The sequence below is a fragment of the Naasia sp. SYSU D00057 genome, from assembly GCF_017916505.1.
GTDB lineage: Bacteria > Actinomycetota > Actinomycetes > Actinomycetales > Microbacteriaceae > Naasia.
This window is the reverse complement of the sequence record NZ_JAFMSZ010000005.1, coordinates 164,887-186,427: the sequence shown is the minus strand read 5'-3', so window position 1 is coordinate 186,427 and position 21,541 is coordinate 164,887. Positions and strand designations below refer to the sequence as shown.

General features: G+C 72.1%; 7 protein-coding genes. 5 read left to right on the top strand and 2 right to left on the bottom strand.

From position 1 onward, the window contains the following. Nucleotides 1–113 precede the first annotated feature (113 nt). From J3P36_RS16460 to J3P36_RS14975, 5 genes are all read left to right on the top strand, one after another. On the top strand, nucleotides 114–5,252 hold the full coding sequence (locus tag J3P36_RS16460; RefSeq protein ID WP_307807124.1) for a PKD domain-containing protein: 5,139 nt from the start codon (nucleotides 114–116) through the stop codon (nucleotides 5,250–5,252). Nucleotides 5,253–5,560: 308 nt separating this feature from the next. Further along, nucleotides 5,561–10,708: a PKD domain-containing protein gene (locus tag J3P36_RS14990; protein ID WP_210509042.1), complete on the top strand. Its 5,148-nt coding sequence runs from the start codon at nucleotides 5,561–5,563 to the stop codon at nucleotides 10,706–10,708. Nucleotides 10,709–10,716: 8 nt separating this feature from the next. After that, nucleotides 10,717–11,658 carry a glycosyltransferase family 2 protein gene (locus J3P36_RS14985; protein WP_210509041.1) on the top strand — a complete coding sequence of 314 codons (942 nt, stop codon included), beginning with the start codon at nucleotides 10,717–10,719 and terminating at the stop codon, nucleotides 11,656–11,658. Between the two features lie 221 nt (nucleotides 11,659–11,879). Further along, on the top strand, nucleotides 11,880–17,120 hold the full coding sequence (locus J3P36_RS14980) for an S-layer family protein (protein ID WP_210509040.1): 5,241 nt from the start codon (nucleotides 11,880–11,882) through the stop codon (nucleotides 17,118–17,120). Between the two features lie 176 nt (nucleotides 17,121–17,296). After that, the gene (locus J3P36_RS14975; protein ID WP_210509039.1) at nucleotides 17,297–19,576 is read left to right on the top strand and encodes a PKD domain-containing protein; all 2,280 of its coding nucleotides are present in this window, start codon (nucleotides 17,297–17,299) and stop codon (nucleotides 19,574–19,576) included. Between the two features lie 86 nt (nucleotides 19,577–19,662). On the opposite strand, the gene J3P36_RS14970 is transcribed toward J3P36_RS14975, so the two are convergent. Both J3P36_RS14970 and J3P36_RS14965 read right to left on the bottom strand, forming a co-directional pair. Further along, nucleotides 19,663–20,763 carry a glycosyltransferase family 4 protein gene (locus tag J3P36_RS14970; protein WP_210509038.1) on the bottom strand — a complete coding sequence of 367 codons (1,101 nt, stop codon included), beginning with the start codon at nucleotides 20,761–20,763 and terminating at the stop codon, nucleotides 19,663–19,665. Then, nucleotides 20,756–21,517, bottom strand: a complete 762-nt coding sequence (locus J3P36_RS14965) for a CDP-alcohol phosphatidyltransferase family protein (protein ID WP_210509037.1) — start codon at nucleotides 21,515–21,517, stop codon at nucleotides 20,756–20,758. Before J3P36_RS14965 ends, J3P36_RS14970 begins: the two co-directional genes overlap by 8 nt. Nucleotides 21,518–21,541 lie beyond the last annotated feature (24 nt).

Sequence of the window (21,541 nt, the reverse complement as noted above, 5' to 3'; positions counted from 1 at the left end):
TGCGATCCGGTCCCCATTACTGGGGACTGACGTGTACCCCTTGTCGCGCGGTTGACTCGGCGAACGGCGTCCTACCCGAACGCCGACCGCTTACCCGAGCAAAAGGCTTACCCGTGGCCACACCCTTCCGCGCACCCCTGCGCGCCCTCTCCGCACTCACCGCCGTCGCCCTCGTCGCCGGCGGCCTCCTCGCGGCCTCCCCCGCCGTCGCCGACACCGCGCCGGCACCCGGCACGATCGACACGGTGTCGACGGACTCCCTGCCCACCGTGCAGATCGACGGCATCGTCTGGTCGCAGGTCGTCGTCGGCAACACCGTGTACGTCGGCGGCAGCTTCACGACGGCGCGACCTGCCGGCGCCGCTGCCGGAGTCGACACGACGCCGCGGGCCAACGTGCTCGCCTACGACCTGACGACCGGCGAGCTGCTCCCCGGGTTCGTCGCGAACACCAACGGGCAGGTGAACGCGGTCGCCGCCTCCCCCGACGGCAGCCGGATCTACCTCGGCGGCACGTTCACGAGCATCAACGGGACGACGCGCAACCGCATCGCCGCGGTGGACGCGAAGACCGGCGCAGTCGTGGCCGGGTTCGCGCCTTCCTTCAACTCGACCGTCGACGCGATCAAGGCGGTCGGCTCGACCGTGTACGCCGGCGGCACCTTCACCGCCGTGAGCTCCGCCTCCCGCAGCCGCGTCGCTGCCGTGTCGGCGAGCACCGGCGCCGTCCTGCCCTTCAACGCGAACGCGAACGGCCGGGTGCGTGCCCTCGTCGTCTCCCCGGACGCGAAGAAGGTCGTGCTCGGTGGCGCATTCACGACCCTCAACGGGTCGGGCAACCCGGGCTTCGGGCTCGGCGCCGTCGACGCCGCTACGGGAGCGTCGCTGCCCTGGAACATCAACAGCAAGGTGCGGAACGCCGGCACGTCAGCGGCGATCTACTCCCTCGCCTCCGACGGCGACAGCGTCTACGGCACCGGCTACAACTACGGCGGCACCGGCACGACCGAAGGCGCCTTCCGCGCCGACTGGGCGAAGGGCGACCTCGTCTGGGTGGAGGACTGCCACGGCGACACCTACTCGGTGACCGTTCTCAACGACGTCGTCTACACCGCTGGCCACGCCCACTACTGCGTCAACGTCGGCGGCTTCCCCCAGACCGAGCCCAAGGCCGACTGGACCTACCAGCGCGGCATGGCGTTCACGAAGGCGTGGAACGGCAACGTCAACGGCGGCATCACCTACGGCTACACGAGCTGGGCGGGCGTCAACGCTCCCGACATCCTCAACTGGTGGCCCGACTTCAACACGGGCACGGTGAGCGGCGCGAGCCAGGGCCCGTGGTCCGTCGCGGCCGGCACCGGCTACGTCGTCTACGGCGGGGAGTTCACCAAGGTCAACAACACCGGCCAGCAGGGCCTCGCCCGGTTCGCGGTCAAGGACCTCGCGCCCAACGCCGACGGGCCCCGCCTGTCCGGCAGCGGCTTCGTGCCCACGGTCACCACCGCGGGCGGCGAGGTGCGACTCAACTGGGCCGCCAACTACGACCGGGACAACCAGCACCTCAGCTACCGCCTCATCCGCGACGGCGCCAACGCGACCCCGATCTACGAGACCACCGAGAGCTCCCGGATCTGGTTCGACCGCCCGATGATGGGCTACACCGACCGCGACGTAGAAGCGGGCAGCACCCACACCTACCGGCTGCGCGCCGAGGACCCGTACGGCAACGTCGCCTGGGGCGACCCCGTGACCGTCACCGTGTCCGGCTCCGGCGCCATCAGCGATTACGCGGAGGCGGTGCTCGACGACGGCGCGAAGGACTTCTGGCGCCTCGGCGACAGCGGCGGCACGATGACCGACTGGGCACGCGCCAACCCGGCGACCGTCGGCACCGGCGTGACCCGCGGCCAGACCGGCGCCATCGCGGACGACACCGACCGGGCGGCCGGCTTCTCCGGCAACGAGAGCGGCCGCGTCGCGTCGTCGCTCCTCGAGACGGGATCGCACACCTTCACCATCGAGGCGTGGTTCAAGACCACGAGCACCGCGGGCGGCAAGATCATCGGCTTCGGCGGCTCGACGACCGGCAACTCGTCGCTCTACGACCGCCACGTCTACCTGGACACGGCGGGCCGCGTCGTCTTCGGCGTCTACCCCGGCTCCATCCAGACCGTGAGCAGCGGCACCGGCATGAACAACGGCCAGTGGCACCACGTGGTGGCGAGCCTCAGCACTCAGGGCATGCAGCTCTACGTCGACGGCGTCCGCGTCGCGAGCAACCCGAACGTCGTCGAGGCGCAGGCCTACAACGGCTACTGGCGCATCGGCGGCGACACCTCCTGGGCGGGCGCCCCCTACCTGGCGGGCAGCATCGACGACGTCGCCATCTACGACCAACCGCTCACCGCGGAGCAGATCCGCCGCCACTTCACGCTGGCCGGCAGGACCGTCTCCGGTCCGGCCGTGCCGACCGACGCGTACGGCGCGGCCGTCTACAACGACCGCCCCGACGCGTACTGGCGCCTGAACGACGCGACGACCGCCACGGCCGCCACCGACTCGAGCGGCCGCAACATGCCCGGCACCTACAGCGGCGGCGTCACGCGCCAGGCCGCCGGCATCTCCGCCGACAAGGCCGCGACCTTCGACGGCGCGAGCGGGACGATGGCCGGCAGCACCCCATACACGAACCCGACCAACTACTCGATGGAGCTCTGGTTCAGCACTCGGTCGACGAGCGGCGGCAAGCTCATCGGGCTCGCCGGCTCGAGGACCGGGCTGTCGTCCTACTACGACCGCCACGTGTACCTGCGGCCCGACGGCAAGCTCGTCTTCGGCATCTACAACGGCGCGAAGGTCACCCTGACCACGTCCGCCGCCTACAACGACGGCAAGTGGCACCAGGTCGTGGCGACGCAGTCGCCCGCCGGCATGCGCCTCTACGTCGACGGCGTGCTGCAGGGCAGCAACGCCACCGCCAATGCGCAGAGCTACACCGGCTACTGGCGAATCGGCGGCGACACCGCCTGGGAGGGGAACCCGTATCTCGCGGCCACCCTCGACGAGGCCGCGGTCTACGGCTACGCCCTGCCGGCCTCCGCCGTCGCCGCCCACTACCGGGCGAGCGGTCTGGCGTCGCCGGCGAACGCCGCACCGAGCGCCTCGTTCACGACGACGCCGCAGGACATGCAGGTGTCGGTCGACGCCTCGGCGAGCGCCGACCCCGACGGGACGATCGCGTCCTACGCCTGGGACTTCGGCGACGGCACGAGCGGCACCGGCCGCACCGCCGCCCACACCTACGCGAAGGCGGGCAGCTACACGGTGACCCTCACGGTCACCGACGACGCCCGCGCCACCGCGAAGACCACGCGCGTCGTCACGGCCGCCCCCGCCAACGCGGCCCCCACCGCCTCCTTCACCGCGACCGCCGCGGAGCTGACGGTGTCCGGCGACGCCTCGGCGTCCGCCGACAGCGACGGCAGCGTCGTCTCCTACGCGTGGTCGTTCGGCGACGGCGCCACCGGCACCGGGCGCACCGCGACGCACACGTATGCCGCCGCCGGCACCTACACCGTCGCCTTGACGGTCACGGACGACCGCGGCGCGACCGGCCGCATCGAGCGGACGGTGGTGGCGACCGCGTCGCCCGGCACCGACCTCGCGAAGGACACGTTCGACCGCACGGTCGCGAACGGCCTCGGCAGCGCCGACACCGGCGGGGCCTGGACGGTCTCCGGCAGCGGCGCCAACTACGCGGTCGACGGAGCCGCACGTGTCACCGTCGACGCGGGCGCAACCCGAACCGCCTACCTGGGCGCCATCTCGACCACCGAGGCGGAGGTGACGGGGACGTTCACTCTCAGCTCCCGCCCCACCGCGGGCAGCGCCTACGCGTCGGTGATCGGCCGGCGAGTCGGCACGGCCGACTACCGCCTCCGCGCCGTCGTCGGCAGCACCGGCAGCGTGCAGCTCCAGCTGCAGCGCAGCGGCACGACGATCGCCTCGACGACCGTCTCGGGCCTCACCTACGGGGCCGGCGACACCCTCGCCTTCCGCGTCGGAGCGACCGGCACGTCGCCGACCGTCCTCACCGCGAAGGTGTGGAAGTCGGGCACCGCCGAGCCGGACGGGTGGCAGGTGCGCGCCGAGGACAGCACCGACGCCCTCCAGGCGCCCGGATCCGTCGGCATCGCCGGCTACCTCAGCGCGAGCGCCACACCGACCCGCACGGTGTTCGGCTTCGACGACCTCCGGGTCACGGTCCCCTCCGCGACGCCCGTTCCCGAGGAGCCCGTCGCCGAGGAGCCCGCGCCGCAGCCGCCGGCCAACGCCGCCCCGAGCGCCGCCTTCACCGGCAGCGCCAGCGGGCTCACCGCATCCTTCGACGCCGCGGCTTCCGCCGATCCGGACGGCACGATCGCCGGATACGCGTGGGCGTTCGGCGACGGCACGACCAGCACAGGACGGACGACGACGCACGCCTACGCGGCCGCCGGCACCTACTCCGTGACCCTCACGGTGACCGACGACGACGGTGCGACCGCGACCCGCACCGGTGAGATCACCGTGACGGCGCCCGCCGCCCCGGCGACGCCGACGACGCCGCCCGCGGAGGCGCCGCTCGCTAGCGACGACTTCGCCCGGAGCCTCGCCTCCGGCTGGGGCACCGCTCCCGTCGGCGGCGCCTGGACGAGCAGCACGAGCTCCTCGACCTACTCCGTCGACGGTGTCGGGCGGATCTCCTCGCCGGCCGCCGGGCGGGACGCCGAGGCGTACCTCGCCTCGGTCGCGAGCACCGCGAGCGACGTGCAGGCGACCTTCCGGCTCGAGAACGCGCCGAACGCGGGCAGCGCCTACATCTCCCTGATCGGGCGCCGAGTCGGCACCGTCGACTACCGGACGCGTGTCGTGATCGCCGTCGACGGATCCGTGTCGCTGCAGCTGCGGCAGGGCGCCACGACACTCGTCACGCAGAGGCTCGCGGGGCTCACCGCGGCCGTCGGCGACCCGCTGCGCATCCGTCTCGAAGTGACCGGCACCGGCACGACGACGCTGCGCGCGAAGGTCTGGCGGGCCGTGACCGAGGAGCCGAAGGACTGGCAGGTCACCGCGACCGACGCGACGCCCGCGCTCCAGCAGACGGGCGGGATCGGCGTCGGCCAGTACGTGTCCGGCACCTCGACCGCCCTGCCGGCCCGCGTCGCGTTCGACGACCTGCTGGTGACGAAGGTGCAACCCGGCGCGTGACGAGCCGCCCTCCCCACCCGGTGATTGAGGAGCCGCCCGAAGGGCGGCGTCTCGAAATCACCCGCGTCCGCCTCTGGGGCCCGGCCATCCGTGGCTGAGTCGAAGGGCACGTCGCGTGATTTCGAGACGGCCGCTGCGCGGCCTCCTCAATCACCGGGAGGGGACGGCCGCTGCGCGGCCTCCTCAATCACCGGGAGCGGGCGGTACCCCTTATTGGGGACTGATCCTGTACCCCGGAGTTCGGTTGACTTCGGGTAAGCGGCGCGAAACCCTGCGCGCCGTGCTTACCCGAGCACAAAGGCTTACCCGTGGCCAACACCTCTCGCGCGCCTTGGCGCGCTCTGTCCGCCCTCACCGCCGTGGCCGTCGTGGCCAGCGGCCTCTTCGCGGCCTCGCCCGCCTCCGCGGACACCTCGCCGGCGACCGGCGTCGCCGAGACCGTCTCCACGGACGCCCTGCCGACCGTGCAGGTCGACGGCATCGTCTGGTCGCAGGTCGTCGTCGGCAACACCGTCTACGTGGGCGGCAGCTTCGCCACGGCCCGCCCGGCCGGAGCCGCTGCGGGCGTCAGCACGACACCGCGCGCCAACGTGCTCGCGTACAACCTGACGACGGGTGAGCTGATCACGACTTTCGTGGCGAACACCAACGCCCAGGTGATGAGCGTCGCGGCGTCGCCCGACGGCAGCCGCATCTACATCGGCGGCTCGTTCACCACCGTCAACGGCGCCACCCGCAACCGGCTGGCGGCGCTCGACGCGAGGACCGGCGCGGTGATCAGCGGCTTCGCACCGTCGTTCAATGCGACCGTCGACGCGATCAAGGTGTCCGGCACCACGGTCTACGTTGGCGGCGCCTTCACCGCTGTCAACAAGCAGACCCGCAGCAAGGCCGCCGCCGTCTCCACGGTGGACGGCTCGGTGCTCCCCTTCGCCCCGGTCCTCGGCGGCCGCGCCCGCGCGGTCACCGTCTCGCCGGACGGCAGCAAGGTCGTCTACGGCGGGAACTTCACGACCATCAACGGGTCGACCAGCCCCGGCTACGGCCTCGGCGCAGTGGACGCGATCACGGGCGCGACCCTGCCGTGGGCCGCGAACACCCGCGTCCGCAACGCCGGCGACAAGTCCGCCGTCTACTCGCTCACCTCGGACGCCGACGGCGTCTACGGCACCGGCTACGACTTCGGCGGAGGCGGCACCCTCGAGGGCGCGTTCCGCGCCGACTGGAACGGCAACCTCGTCTGGGTCGAGGACTGCCACGGCGACACCTACTCGTCCGCCGTGCTGAACGGGGTCGTGTACACGGCCGGCCACGCGCACTACTGCAGCAACGTCGGCAGCTTCCCGCAGACCGACCCCTGGACCTTCCAGCGCGGCATGGCGTTCACGAAGGGCTGGAACGGCAACGTCAACGGCGGGCAGACCCTCGGCTACGCGAGCTGGGAGGGCGTCAACGCCCCCGACGTGCTCAACTGGTGGCCGGACTTCAACACCGGCGACGTCAGCGGCGCGAGCCAGGGCCCGTGGAGCGTCGCGGCCGGCACCGACTACGTCGTCTACGGCGGCGAGTTCACCAAGGTCAACAACAAGGGCCAGCAGGGCCTCGTCCGCTTCGCCGTCACGTCGATCGCCCCGAACGACGACGGCCCCCGCCTCGGCGGCAGCAGCTGGGTGCCGACCCTCAAGTCGCCCGCCGCCGGCATGGTGCGCATCAACTGGCTCGCCAACTACGACCGCGACAACCAGCACCTCAGCTACAAGCTGATCCGCGACGGCCTCAACTCGGCGCCCATCTACGAGACGACGGCGTCGTCCCGGATCTGGTTCGACCGGCCGACCCTCTCCTACGTCGACCGCGACGTGGAGCCCGGCAGCACCCACACCTACCGCCTCCGCGCCGAGGACCCGTGGGGCAACGTCAGCTGGGGCGACCCGGTGAGCATCACCGTCTCGGCCGAGGGCTCGATCAGCGACTACGCGTCGACCGTGCTCGACGACGGAGCCGTCAACTACTGGCGTCTCGGCGAGGGTTCCGGCACCACCGTCACCGACTGGGCGGGCCTCAACGACGCCAAGGCCGGCACCGGCGTGACCCTCGGCCAGACCGGCGCGATCGCCGGCGACAGCAACACGGCCGCCCGCTTCGCCGGCGACGGCAACGGCCTCGTCGCCGCGTCCACCGCCCAGCAGGGCCCGACCACCTTCGCCCTCGAGGCGTGGTTCAACACGACGAGCAGGACCGGCGGCAAGGTCGTCGGCTTCGGCAGCTCCAACACCGGCAACTCCGGCAGCTACGACCGGCACATCTACCTCGACGGCAGCGGCCGGATCTACTTCGGCGTCTACCCCGGGTCCATCCAGACCGTGACGAGCGGCACCGGCTACAACGACGGCCAGTGGCACCAGGTGGTGGCGAGCCTCAGCAGCGCGGGCATGGAGCTCTACGTGGACGGCGCCCGCGTCGCCGCCCGCACCGACGTCACGACCGCCCAGGGCTACAGCGGCTACTGGCGGATCGGCGGCGACAACACGTGGACCGGCGCCCCGTACCTCGCCGGCTCCATCGACGACGTCGCGGTCTACAGCTCGCCGCTGACCGCCGCGCAGGTCCGCAGCCACTACGCGCTGTCCGGCCGGACGCCGAGCACGCCCGAGGCGCCGACCGACACCTACGGCACGACGATCACCGCGTCGAAGCCGGCACTCTACTGGCGCCTCAACGAGGTCGTCGGCTCGAGCAAGGCGGCGGACTACGCCGGCACGGGCGCCGTCGGCGTCTACAGCGGCGGAGTGACGAAGCAGGTGGCGGGCATCGGCTCCGACCCGGCGGCCTCGTTCGGCGGCGCCGACGGCGTCGTCTCGACCAGCGCGGCCACCGCCGCGCCGGCGACCTACTCGACCGAGGTCTGGCTCAAGACCACCAGCACGCAGGGCGGGCAGCTGACCGGCTTCGGCACCTCGCCGACCGGGCTGTCGAGCACCTCCGACCGGCAGGTCTACCTGCAGCGCGACGGCCGGCTCGCCTTCAGCACGTCGACCGCGAACGGCAACGGCAAGAACGTGAGGACCACGACCCTCGCCACGAGCGCCGCCTACAACGACGGCAAGTGGCACCAGGTGGTTGCCACCCAGTCGTCGGCGGGCATGCGGCTCTACGTCGACGGCGCGCTCAAGGCCTCGAACACGGTCACGACCGCGCGCACCATGAACGGGTACTTCCGCGTCGGCGGCGACGCCACCGGCGCCGGGACCGCCTCGTATGTGACGGCGACCCTCGACGAGGCCGCCGTGTACACCCGGGCCCTTCCCGCCGCCGAGGTCCTCGCCCACTACCAGGCGAGCGGACTCGTCCCGCTGCCCAACAAGGCGCCCACCGCCGCGTTCACCAGCGCGGTGACCGACCTCGCGGTCGTCCTCGACGCCGCCTCATCGACCGACTCGGACGGCACGCTCGCGTCCTACGACTGGAGCTTCGGTGACGGCACGACCGGGACCGGGGTCGGCGTGGAGCACAGCTACGCGAAGGCCGGCACCTACCCGGTCACGCTGACCGTGACGGACGACGACGGCGCGACCGCCACCAGGACGGCGGACGTCACGGTGACCGCCCCGAACGCCGCCCCGACCGCCGAGTTCACGGCGACGCCGGACGAGCTCGACCTGGCCGTGGACGCCTCCGCGTCTGCCGACAGCGACGGCCGCATCGCCGCCTACGCCTGGGACTTCGGGGACGGCGGAACCGCCACCGGCGCCACCGCCCAGCACACCTACGCTGCCGGCGGCACCTACACGGTGACGCTCACCCTGACGGACGACCGCAAGGCCACCGGAACGACGACGCACGCCGTCACGGTCACGGCTCCCCCGCCCCCCGCGGACCTCGCGCGGGACGGCTTCAGCCGGACCACGACGGGCGGTCTCGGCACCGCCCCGATCGGCGGCGCCTGGACCGTCGCCAGCACCAAGGCGAACTACGCGGCCGACGGCGCGGCGAAGTTCACCGTCGACGCCGGCGCCACCCGCACCGCGTACCTCGACGGCGTCTCCTCGACCGCGACCGAGGTCACCGGCTCGGTCAGCCTCTCGGCGCGTCCCACCACCGGCAGCGCGTACGTCTCCGTCCTCGGCCGCCGCGTCGGGTCCGACGACTACCGCCTCCGCGCGGTGGTGAGCGGCACGGGCAGTGTGCAGCTCCAGCTGCAGCGCAGCGGGACGACCCTCACGTCGGCGACCGCGGCGGGCCTCACCGTCGGCTCCGGTGACGTCCTGCGCTTCCGCGTCGAGGTGAGCGGCACGTCGCCGACCACCATCCGCGCAAAGGTGTGGAAGGACGGCGCCGTGGAGCCGGCCGCCTGGCAGGCGAGCACCACCGACGGAACCGCCATCCTGCAGCAGGCCGGATCCATCGGCATCGGCGGCTACCTGTCGGCGAGCGCCGTGCCCACCCGGACCGTCGTCGCCTTCGACGACCTCTGGGCGGGCGTCCCCGGCGCCACGCCGCAGACCCCGGCGGAGCCCGAGCTGCCGGCCAACGCCGCCCCGACCGCCGCGTTCACGAGCAGCGCGGCCGGCCTCACCGCCACCGTCGACGCCTCGGCGTCGGCCGACGCGGACGGCAGCGTCACCTCGTACGCCTGGGCGTTCGGCGACGGCACGACCGGAACGGGCGCCACGGCGACTCACACCTACGCGGCCGCCGGCGCCTATCCGGTCACCCTGACCGTGACCGACGACGACGGCGCGACCGCCGCCGTGACCCGGACCGTCGAGGTGACCGCGCCGGTCGTCGTTCCCCCGCCCGTGGTGGACCCGCCCGTCCCGCCCGTCGTGACGGCCCTCGCGAGCGACGACTTCACCCGGACCGTTGCGTCCGGATGGGGCGCTGCCGAGCTCGGCGGCACCTGGACGAACGGCACCTCGTCGTCGACGTACACCGTCATGGGCGATGCCGCGCGGATCACCTCGCCGATCGCGGGCCGCGACGCCGACGCCCACCTCACCGGCTTCACCGGCACCGACCTCGACGTGGCCGCCACGGTGGTCCTCGAGACGGCGCCGAGCGGCGGCGGGGCCTACCTGTCGGTCATCGGCCGGCGCGTCGGCACCGTCGACTACCGGACGCGAGTCGTGATCGCCGCCGACGGCAGCGTCTCCATCCAGCTGCGGCAGGGCGCGGTCACCCTGGTGACCCAGAAGGTGACGGGGCTCGCGGCCGTCGTGGGCGAGCCGCTGCGCATCCGGCTGCAGGTGACCGGCACGGGCACCACGGCTTTGCGCGCCAAGGTCTGGAGCGCGGCCGCTCCGGAGCCCGCCGCCTGGCAGGTCAGCGCGACGGACAGCACCGCCGCACTGCAGCAGGCGGGGACCACGGGCGTCGGCCAGTACCTGTCCGGAAGCGCGACCGTGCTGCCGTTCACCGTCCGCTACGACGACTTCGTCGTCACCGCGGCGCAGTGAGCGATCCCATGACGGCCCCCACCTCGGACGCGCCCCTCCGGGTCGTCGTCGCCGCTCTCACCTACCGGCGGCCCGACGACCTGGCGGAGCTGCTCCCCGCCCTCGTCGCGCAGCGAGCGACCGTCCCCGACTCCGTCGACATCCTCATCGTCGACAACGACCCGGACGCCGGCGCCCGCGAGCAGGTCGCGGCGTTCGGCCGAGGTGTCCGGTACGTGCACGCGCCGGAACCGGGCATCGCCTCGGCCCGGAACGTCGCCCTCGACGAGGCCGGCGACGCCGACCTCCTCGTGTTCATCGACGACGACGAGCGCCCCGTCGCCCGGTGGCTGTCCCGGCTGGTCGACGCCTGGCGCCGGCACGGGGCGACCGCCGTGGTGGGCCCGGTCATCTCCTCGTTCGAGGTGGAGCCGGGGGCCTGGATCCGGGCCGGCGGCTTCTTCAGCCGACGGCGCCTGCCCACGGGATCGCCTGTCGCGGTCGCCGCGACGAACAACCTGCTGCTCGACCTCGACAGCATCCGGCGCATGGGGCTCCGGTTCGATCTCCGCTTCGGCCTGACCGGCGGCTCCGACACGATGTTCTCGCGAGAGCTCGTCGTCGGCGGCGGCTCCATCGTCTGGTGCGATGAGGCGATCGTCACCGACGTCGTGCCCGCGTCCCGCTCCACGCGCGACTGGGTCCTGCGCCGTCAGTTCCGCAGCGGCAACAGCTGGATGCACACCTCGCTCGCCCTCGAGCCGACCCCGGCAGGGCGCGCGCGGACGCGGGTGCTCCTCTCCGCCGCGGGAGCCGCTCGCGTCGTCGCCGGCGCTGCCCTGCTGGCCGCCGGCTCCGTCACCCGCTCGCTGCGCTGGCGCGCACGCGGGACGAAGGCCGTGGCCCGCGGCAGCGGCCTTCTCGCGGGCGCCTTCGGCTCGGTCTACGCCGAGTACCGCCGCGCCGCCTGACCCCTCCCCGCCGCGGGGAGAACGTCCTCCCGCCCTCCGTTGTTGCCGGCGCGAGGAGGCCATTCCCCCCTCGTCGGGCGGACGCACACCCTCACGTCAGGTTCCGTTCAGGCACCCGCGCACTGGGGGTGGTAGTGCAAACCGTTTCCGTGCCCCTATACTCACGCCCACGGTGTCGGAATCCCGACCGGCACCCGCTACCCGACCCAAAGGCTTACCCGATGCCTCGTTTGTTCTCTGCGCGCCTGCGCGCAATCGCCGCCGCGACCGCGGCGATCGTCACCGCCGGCGTGCTCTACGCGGCCTCGCCCGCGTACGCCGACACCGCCCCCCAGAACGGCGAGATCGAGACGGTGTCGTCCGACGCTCTGCCCACGGTGCAGGTCGACGGTGTCGTGTGGTCGACGAAGATCGTCGGCAACACCGTCTACGTCGGCGGCGACTTCGACAACGCGCGCCCCGCGGGCGCCGCTGCCGGCACCAGCCTCACGCCGCGAGCCAACGTCCTCGCGTTCAACCTGCAGACGGGTGCCCTCATCACGGGCTTCGTCGCCAACACGAACGGTGTGGTCAACTCGATCACGGCCTCGCCGGACGGCTCGCGCGTGTACATCGGCGGCACCTTCACGACGGTGAACGGCACCACGCGCAACCGCGTCGCCGCCCTCAACCCGACCACGGGCGCCGTGGTCAGCGGGTTCGCCCCGTCGGTCAACAGTGCGGTCGAGTCGGTCATCGCGACGAACTCCACCGTCTACATCGCCGGCAACTTCACCGCGGTCGGCGGCACCGCCCGCAACCGCGTCGCGTCGCTCACCGCGAGCACAGGTGCAGTGAACCCGCTGAGCGTCACGGTGGACGCGCGCGTCCTCACGATGGCGCTCTCGCCCGACGGCGCGAAGCTCGTGCTCGGCGGCTACTTCACGAACATCAACGGCTCCAACGACCCGGGCTACGGCTTCGGCGCCGTCAACGTGGCGACCAGCCAGGTGGTGCCGTGGAACATCAACAAGACGATCCGCCAGGCGGGCAACTCGGAGACCGGCTTCTCGCAGAGCGCCGCGATCTACAGCCTCAAGTCGGACGCCACCGGCGTCTACGGCACCGCGTTCATGTACCCGGTCTCCGGCCGCACCCTCGAAGGCGCGTTCCGCGCCGACTGGGCGAACGGCGACATCAACTGGCTCCAGACCTGCAAGGGCGACAGCTACGACGTCGCCGTCAACTCCGACGCGCTCTACCTCGCGGGTCACCCGCACGACTGCTCCACCGTCCCGGGCGGGTTCCCCGACGGCGCGCAGCAGTCGCCGAAGGTGTACCACCGCGCCATGGCGTGGAGCAAGAACGCCTCCGGCAACCGGGTCATCTCCGGCGAGTTCGCCAACTGGCCGACCCCGGCCCTCCTGAACTGGTGGCCGGACTTCAACTCGGGCGACTTCACCGGCCAGAACCAGGGCCCCTGGTCCGTCGACGCAACCGACCAGTACGTCGTCTACGCCGGCGAGTTCACCCAGGTGAACCAGCAGGGGCAGCAGGGCCTCGTCCGCTTCGCCGACAAGGCGATCGCGCCCAACGACGACGGCCCCCGGGTCAGCGGCTCCAACTTCGTGCCGACCGTCGTCCCCGTCAGCTCGGGCACCGTCGACGTGAAGTGGCAGACCAACTGGGACCGCGACAACCAGTACCTCCGGTACGAGCTGATCCGCGGCGCCTCCACGGCCGCCCCGATCTACACGGCCACCCAGGGCTCGCGGGCCAACTTCGAGCGGCCCACGATGACCTACCGCGACACCGGCCTGACGCCGGGCAGCAGCCAGCAGTACCGGATCCGCGTCACCGACCCGCTCGGCAACGCGGTGACCGGCAACGCGATCACGGTCACCATCCCGAGCGGCAACCTCGGCACCTACGCGCAGACCGTCGTCGGCGACGCCCCCACCTCGTACTGGCGCCTCGGTGAGGCGAGCGGCACGTCCCTGTTCGACAGCGTCGGCGTGAACACGCTGCGCGCGGGCACCGGTGTCACGCTCGCCCAGTCGGGCGCTCTGTCGGGCGACGCGAACACGGCGGCCCGCTTCCCGGGCACGCAGGCCGGCGTCGCGACGTCCGGTCAGGTGCAGAGCCCCACCGCCTACACGGCGGAGGCCTGGTTCCGCACGTCGAGCACGACGGGCGGCAACATCCTCGACCTCGGCTCCGCGTCGACGATCGTCCCGACCACGACGACCACGACGACGGCCACCACGTCCGACCGGAACCTGTACATCGACGCGGCCGGCAAGGTCGGCTTCGGCGCTCGCGCAGGCCAGGGCAGCGTGAACCTGTCGACGACGCGCACCGGCTACAACGACAACCAGTGGCACCACGCCGTCGTCACGGTCGGCGCGAACGGCGCTCGCCTGTACGTCGACGGAGTGCTCTCCGGCCAGAACACCACCGTCACGTCGCTGCGCTCCAGCTGGGGCTACTGGCGGGTCGGCGGCGACGTCGCCCGCACCACGGGCGGCCCGACGTTCCTCTCCGGCACGATCGACGACGTCGCGGTCTATCCGGCGGCGCTGACCGCGGAGCAGGTGCAGGAGCACTTCACGCTCTCCGGCCGGACCATCGGCGGCGCGGCGAACCTCGCCCCCAACGCGACGTTCACCAGCACGACGAACCAGCTCAACGTGTCGTTCAACGCCTCGGCGTCGACCGACCCGGACGGCACGGTCGCCTCGTACGCCTGGCAGTTCGGCGACGGCACCACCGGCACCGGCGCGACGACCAGCCACGCCTACTCGACGGCCGGCACCTACACGGTGACCCTCACGGTCACCGACAACCAGGGCGCGACGAACGACTACACCGCGACCGTCCGGCCCAACACCAACAACCCGCCGACGGCGTCGTTCACGACCGCCACCGACGGGCTGACGGTGAACGCCACGTCCACCTCCACGGACACGGACGGCACGATCACGAGCTACGTGTGGAACTGGGGTGACAACAGCCCGAACCAGACCACCACGACCCCGACTGCCAGCCACGCCTACGCCTCGGCTGCGACCTACACCATCACCCTCACGGTGATGGACAACGGCCGCGCCACCGGCGTGACCACCGGTCAGGTCACGGTGAGCGGGGTGAACGACAACCAGGCGCCGACGGCCGACTTCACCAGCACGGTGAACGGGCTGACCGCGGCGTTCCAGTCGACCTCCACCGACCCGGACGGCTCGATCACCGCCTACGCCTGGACCTTCGGCGACGGCGGAACGTCGACGCTGCAGAACCCGAACCGCGCCTACGCGGCGGCCGGCACCTACACCGTGACCCTCAAGGTGACGGACAACGAAGGCGCCACCAACACGAAGTCGGGCACGGTCACGGTCGGCGGCACGACGCCCACCAACGCGGCGCCCACCGCGGCCTTCACCAGCACGGTGAACGGCCTCGGGGTCAGCGTGAACGGCAGCGGCTCCACCGACTCGGACGGCACCATCGCGTCCTACTCGTGGAACTGGGGCGACAACACCGCGGCCGGCACCGGTGCGACGGCGACCCACACCTACGCGGCGGCGGGCACCTACACGGTGACCCTCACCGTCACCGACAACGGCGGCGCCACCGACACGCAGACCGCGTCCGTCACGGTGACGGCGCCTCCGACCGGAGGCGGCGCACTCGCGGCCGACACCTTCAGCCGGACGACGACCAGCGGTCTCGGCACGGCGGAGACCGGCGGCGCCTGGACCATCTCGGGCGGCGGCCAGACCTCCTACTCGGTGGCGAACGGCGTGGCGCGGATCACCAACCCCGCCGGCTCGACCCGGTACGCGCTGCTGAACGGCGTCTCGTCGACCGACACCGACATCCAGGCCACGGTCGGGATGACGCGGCCCACCGCGGGCAGCACCTACGCCGCGGTGATCGCCCGGCGGGTCGGCACGGCCGAGTACCGCGGCCGCGTCGTGGTGAGCTCCACCGGTTCGGTCAACCTGCAGATCCAGCGGGGCGACACGACCCTCACGTCGGGGACCGTCGCCGGGCTCACCGTGGCCACGGGCGACCAGCTCCGCATCCGGGTGCAGGCGGTCGGCACCAGCCCGACCACGCTGTCCGCGAAGGTCTGGAAGGTCGGCACCACCGAGCCCACCGCCTGGCAGCGGACGACGACCGACAGCACCGCGGGCCTCCAGTCCGCGGGCGGGGTCGGCCTGTACAACTACCTCAGCGCGAGCGCCTCGCCGACGAGCGTCGTCTACACGTGGGACAACGTGTCGGCCAGCGCGTCCGGCGGCACCACGCCGCCTCCCGCCAACGCGGCGCCCACCGCGGCGTTCACCAGCACGGTGAACGGCCTCGGGGTCAGCGTGAACGGCAGCGGCTCCACCGACTCGGACGGCACCATCGCGTCCTACTCGTGGAACTGGGGCGACAACACCGCAGCCGGCACCGGCGCGACGGCGACCCACACCTACGCGGCGGCGGGCACCTACACGGTGACCCTCACCGTTCGGGACGACGACGGCGCCACGGCGACCACCACCCGGTCGGTCACCGTGACCTCGACGACGCCTCCCGCGAACGTCGCCCCGGTCGCGAACTTCACCAGCAGCACCAACGGGCTGACGGCGCAGTTCACGTCAACCTCGACCGACTCGGACGGCACGATCGCCACCTACGCCTGGAACTTCGGCAACGGGCAGACGGCGACGACCGCGAACCCGAGCGTCACCTACGCCTCGGCGGGCACCTACACGGTGACGCTCACGGTCACGGACGACGACGGCGCCACGCACACCCGGACGGGCTCCGTCACGGTGACGGGCGGCACCACTCCCCCGCCGGCGAACGCGATCGCGAGCGACGACTTCGCGGACAACGCGACGAACGGCTGGGGCACGGCGACGCTCGGCGGCGCATGGACGAACGGCAGCAGCTCCTCGTCCATGTACTCGGTCAGCGGTGGGGTCGGCCACCTCACCCCGACCACCGCGGGGAAGACGCTCGACATCTTCCTGAACGGTGTGACCAGCTCGAACGCCGACGTGCAGGCCACGGTGTCGCTCAGCCCGATGAACGCGGGTGGCAGCGTGTTCGCCTCGGTCATCGGCCGTCGCGTCGGCACGGCCGACTACCGGGCCCGGGCGGTCATCGCGGCGACCGGAAGCGTGCAGCTGCAGCTGCAGCGCGCGGGCACCACCCTCGTCAGCCAGACGGTGAGCGGCCTCACCTACGCGGCGGGGGATCAGCTCCGGATCCGCCTCCAGGTGACGGGCACCAACCCGACCACCATCCGCGCGAAGGTCTGGAAGGTCGGCACGACCGAGCCCACCGCCTGGAACCTCACCACGACCGACACCACTGCCGCCCTGCAGACCGCCGGCTCGTTCGGCCTCGGCAGCTATGTCGGCAGCGGCATCACCACCCTTCCGCAGGACATCCGGTTCGACGACTTCGTCGTGACCCAGCCCTGACGAAGGACCCTCCAGGCGTCGCCGTCCCGGTCTCCGGGGCGGCGACGCCTTTTTCCGTACCCGGATCCGGACGATATTGTCCCCCGGACGGGGGCGACACGGGGGCGGTCCCGCACCTACCATTCCTTCACCGGCTACCCGAGTCGGCACCCGACGCTACCCAGAGGCTGATACCCGTGTCCTCACGCATCACGGCGCGCACCCGCGCTCTCGCGGCCATCCTGGCCATCCTGGCGCTCGTCACCGGCGCCGCCTTCACGAGCGGGGCCGCGTACGCGGACACCGCCCCGGCCTCCGGCGTGCCGGAGACCGTCTCCACCGACGTGCTGCCGACCGCGCAGATCGACGGCATCGTGTGGTCCACCGCCATCGTGGGAACCACGGTCTACGCGGGCGGCAGCTTCAGCTATGCCCGGCCCGCCGGCGCCGCTGCAGGCAGCAACCAGCAGCGCCGGTACAACCTGATGGCGTTCAGCCTGACCACCGGGCAGATGACGAGCTTCGCGCCGAACGTGAACGGCACGATCAACTCGGTCTCCGCCTCGCCCGACGGCACCCGGCTCTACATCGGCGGCACGTTCACCCAGGTCAACGGCCAGGCGCGCAACCGGGTCGCCGCATTCAGCATCCCGGGCGGCACCCTCGTCTCGGGTTTCGCCCCCAGCGTCAACAGCACCGTCGAGGCGGTCCGGGCGACCAACAGCACCGTCTACATCGGCGGCAACTTCACCGCCGTCGGCGGCACGACCCGCACTCGCGTCGCCGCACTCAGCGCGAGCAACGGCGCTGTCACCTCGTTCAACGCCCGCGCCGAAGGCGGGCGCGTGCTCGCACTCGCCATCTCCCCCACCGCCGACAAGGTCGTCGTCGGCGGCCACTTCACCACCCTCAACGGGTCGAACAACCCGGGCCTCGGCATGGGCGCCCTCAACGCGTCCACCGGCGCCTCGATGACGTGGCGAGTGAACTCGATCATCCGTCAGGGCGGCGACAACGCCGCGATCTACAGCCTGCAGTCGGACTCCAGCGGCGTGTACGGGACGGCCTACATCTTCCCGTTCGGCGGGCAGACCCTCGAGGGGGCGTTCCGCGCCGACTGGGCGAACGGCGACCTCGTCTGGATGGAGGCGTGCGCGGGTGACAGCTACGACGCGGCGCCGAGCGCGAACGTCGTCTACGTCGCCGGGCATCCGCACGACTGCTCGAGCATGGGCGCGTTCGCGGACCAGGATCCGCGGGTCTACCAGCGGGGCATGGCGTGGTCGAAGGCGCAGACGGGCACCGTGCGCTCCGGGATCTGGTCGGGCCGTCCCGCGCCGACCCTGCTCAACTGGTGGCCCGACTTCAACACGGGCACCGTGTCCGGCGCCAGCCAGGGCCCGTGGAGCGTCGCCGCGAGCGGCAACTACGTCGTCTACGCCGGCGAGTTCACCCGGGTGAACAACGTCGGGCAGCAGGGTCTCGTCCGCTTCGCGACCGACACGATCGCGCCCAACGACGACGGGCCGCGAGTCACCGGCGCGAACTTCGCGCCGACCCTCAGCTCGCCGGCGGCAGGTCAGGTGCGCGTCAACTGGACCGCCAACTACGACCGCGACAACGAGTTCCTCACGTACGAGGTGCAGCGCGACGGGGTGACCGTGAACACGCAGACCGCGGGATCGCGCATCTGGTATCAGCGGCCGGCGCTCACCTACCTCGACACGGGCGTCAGCAGCGGCTCGCACAGCTACCGCGTCCGGGTCACCGATCCGTTCGGCAACGTCGTCACCGGCAACGCGGTGTCGATCAGCGTGACCGGCGGAACCGGCGGCGGTGGGGGCGGAGGCGGCACCACCGGGACCGCGTCCGACAACTTCAACCGCACCGTCTCGGGCGGCTGGGGCAGCGCGACGGCCGGCGGCGCGTGGACGCCGAGCTCGAGCACGAGTTCGTACTACTCCGTGAACGGAACCACGGGCCGGCTGACGCTTCCCGCGGCTCGGACGGCGGAGTCGTACCTGACCGGTGTGACATCGAGCAGCGCGAACGTGACGGCCTCCGTCAGCGTCGGCGCCGTGCCGGCGGGTGGCAGCGTCTTCGCCTCCGTGATCGGGCGGCGGGCCGGCACCGCTGACTACCGAGCCCGGGTCGTGATCGCCTCGGGTGGCGCGGTGACCCTGCAGCTGCAGCGCAGCGGCACGACGCTCACCTCGGCCAACACGGGCCTCACCGCGGCGGCGAACACGCCCCTGCAGGTGCGCCTGCAGGTGACGGGCGCATCGCCGACCACGATCCGTGCGAAGGTCTGGCGGGCGGGCACGACCGAGCCCACCGCGTGGACCGTGACAACGACCGACAGCACCTCGGGTCTGCAGACTGCGGGTCACACGGGCCTCGGCGGCTACGTCGGCAGCGGCGTCACGAACGGGCCTGCCGTGATCGCGTTCGACGACTTCGCCCTCACGGCCCCGTAGATCGTCGGCGCTGCAGAAACGTCCTCGCCGCCCCCGTTGTTTCCGGGGCGGCGAGGACGTTTCGCACGCGGGGAGCTGCAGCGAGCTCAGGCGAGCAGGGCGGCCCAGACGCTGCGGAACTGCTCGGCGAAGCGCTGCGGCGAGTACTTCTCCTCGTAGACGGCGCGGGCGCAGGCGCCGCGCTCCACGACGGCGTCGCGGCTGACGCTGTCGAGGACGGCGCGCAGCGCGTCCGGGTCGCGGAGCGGGAAGCGCCAGCCGGTCGAGGAGCCGACGATGTCGGCGAGGCCGCCGCCGTCGCTCGCGATGACGGGACGGGCGCGGCTGAACGCCTCGATGGCGACGAGGCCGAAGGGCTCGGGCTGGTCGCTCGGCACGACCATGACGTCGGCGCTGTCGAGGTAGGGCCGCACCGACTCCACTTCACCCACGACCCGCACCGACTCGGGGTGGGTCAGGCCCTGCACGAGGGCCGGCACGTCGACCCCCGCGCCGACCGGCGGCTTGCCGCCGAGGACGGTGAGGCGGCCGGGAGGCTCACCCTGGTCCCAGGCGCGCAGCAGGGTCTCGTAGCCCTTCCAGGCGTTCCAGCGGCTTGCGACGACGAACTCGAGCGGCCGATCCTCATCAGCAGGAGATGCGGGAGCGTCCGGGGAGTCCGGCACGGCGTTGTCGATGACGATCGAGTGCGCGCGCACCCGCCCGCCGAGCGACTCCTGCACGGCACGCGAGATGCACACCGTGGTGGTCACGGACGCGGCGAGAGCGGAGAGGAGGCGCCCCTCGAAGCCGCTCCAGATCTCCTGCGCATGCAGGAGGATGCCGGGCACGCCGGCTCGGCGTGCGACGGGCGCCGCGAGCAGCATCGCCGAGGTGGCGACGTAGAGGGCGTCGGGACGGCTGCGCCGCAGCTCAGCCCTCAGGGCCGCGATGCGCGGGAGGAGCTGCAGCAGACCGCGCGGGGACAGGTACCGCCGGCGCAGGACGGGCAGGGGGCGCACCGACCAGTCGACCCCGAGCTCGGTCAGGGCCGCCGGGAGACCGTCCGCGACGAACGGGACGTCGTCCGGGAGCCACACCTCCGCGCGGACGCCCGGGGGCAGGGTGCGGAGCACGGTGAGCAGCATCCGGTCCGATCCGTACAGCTCGATCGAGGAGTGCAGGACCAGGATGCGCGCATCACGCACGTCCGAGTCGCTTCATCTCGCGGAACCAGCGCAGGAACGCGACCGGCACCACCAGGAGGTTCGCGAGGAAGAGGAGGCCGTAGAGCCCGACGAAGAGCGGCATCCAGGCGAAGAGCAGGAAGCTGAGCAGCAGCAGCCCGTAGTCGAACGGGAGGACCGCGAGCGAGTACAGCAGGCTCGTCGTGCCCTCGCGCTTGAGAATCATCTTCGAGGAGCCGCGGTGCAGGCGGCGCAGGAAGTCGCTCAGCACGAGGCCGAAGAAGCGCGCGTTGTCGGCGATCAGATAGCCGAGCGGAACGAGCAGCCACACCGGGTCGAGGTCGGTGAACCGGTACCAGGAGATCAGCACGGCGACGTGGATCGACGTCGTCTTCACCGCGTCGACGACGTGGTCGAGCCACTCCCCCGCCAGCGAGCCGCCGCCCTGCAGGCGGGCGACCTGTCCGTCGGCCGAGTCGAGGGCGTACCCGAGCAGCAGGAGCAGCGTCACCGCGACGCCGAGCCCGAGGCTCGGGGGCACGGTGGCGACGAGCACGATGCCCGCGAACGTCAGGACCGCGCTGATCGCCGTCACCTGGTTCGGCTTCAGGCCGAGAGTGGCGGCGACCGCCGCGAATACGCGACCGAGTGGCCGGTTCACGTAGCGCGAGTAGGCCGCCGCCCCCTTGTTGGACTTCTGCGAGCTGCGGAGCCGCTCGAGTGCGACCGGTACGGTCAGCCGTTCGCCCTGCGGATGATCGGCCAGTGTGGCCATGAGATTCCCCCCGATCTGCGGTCC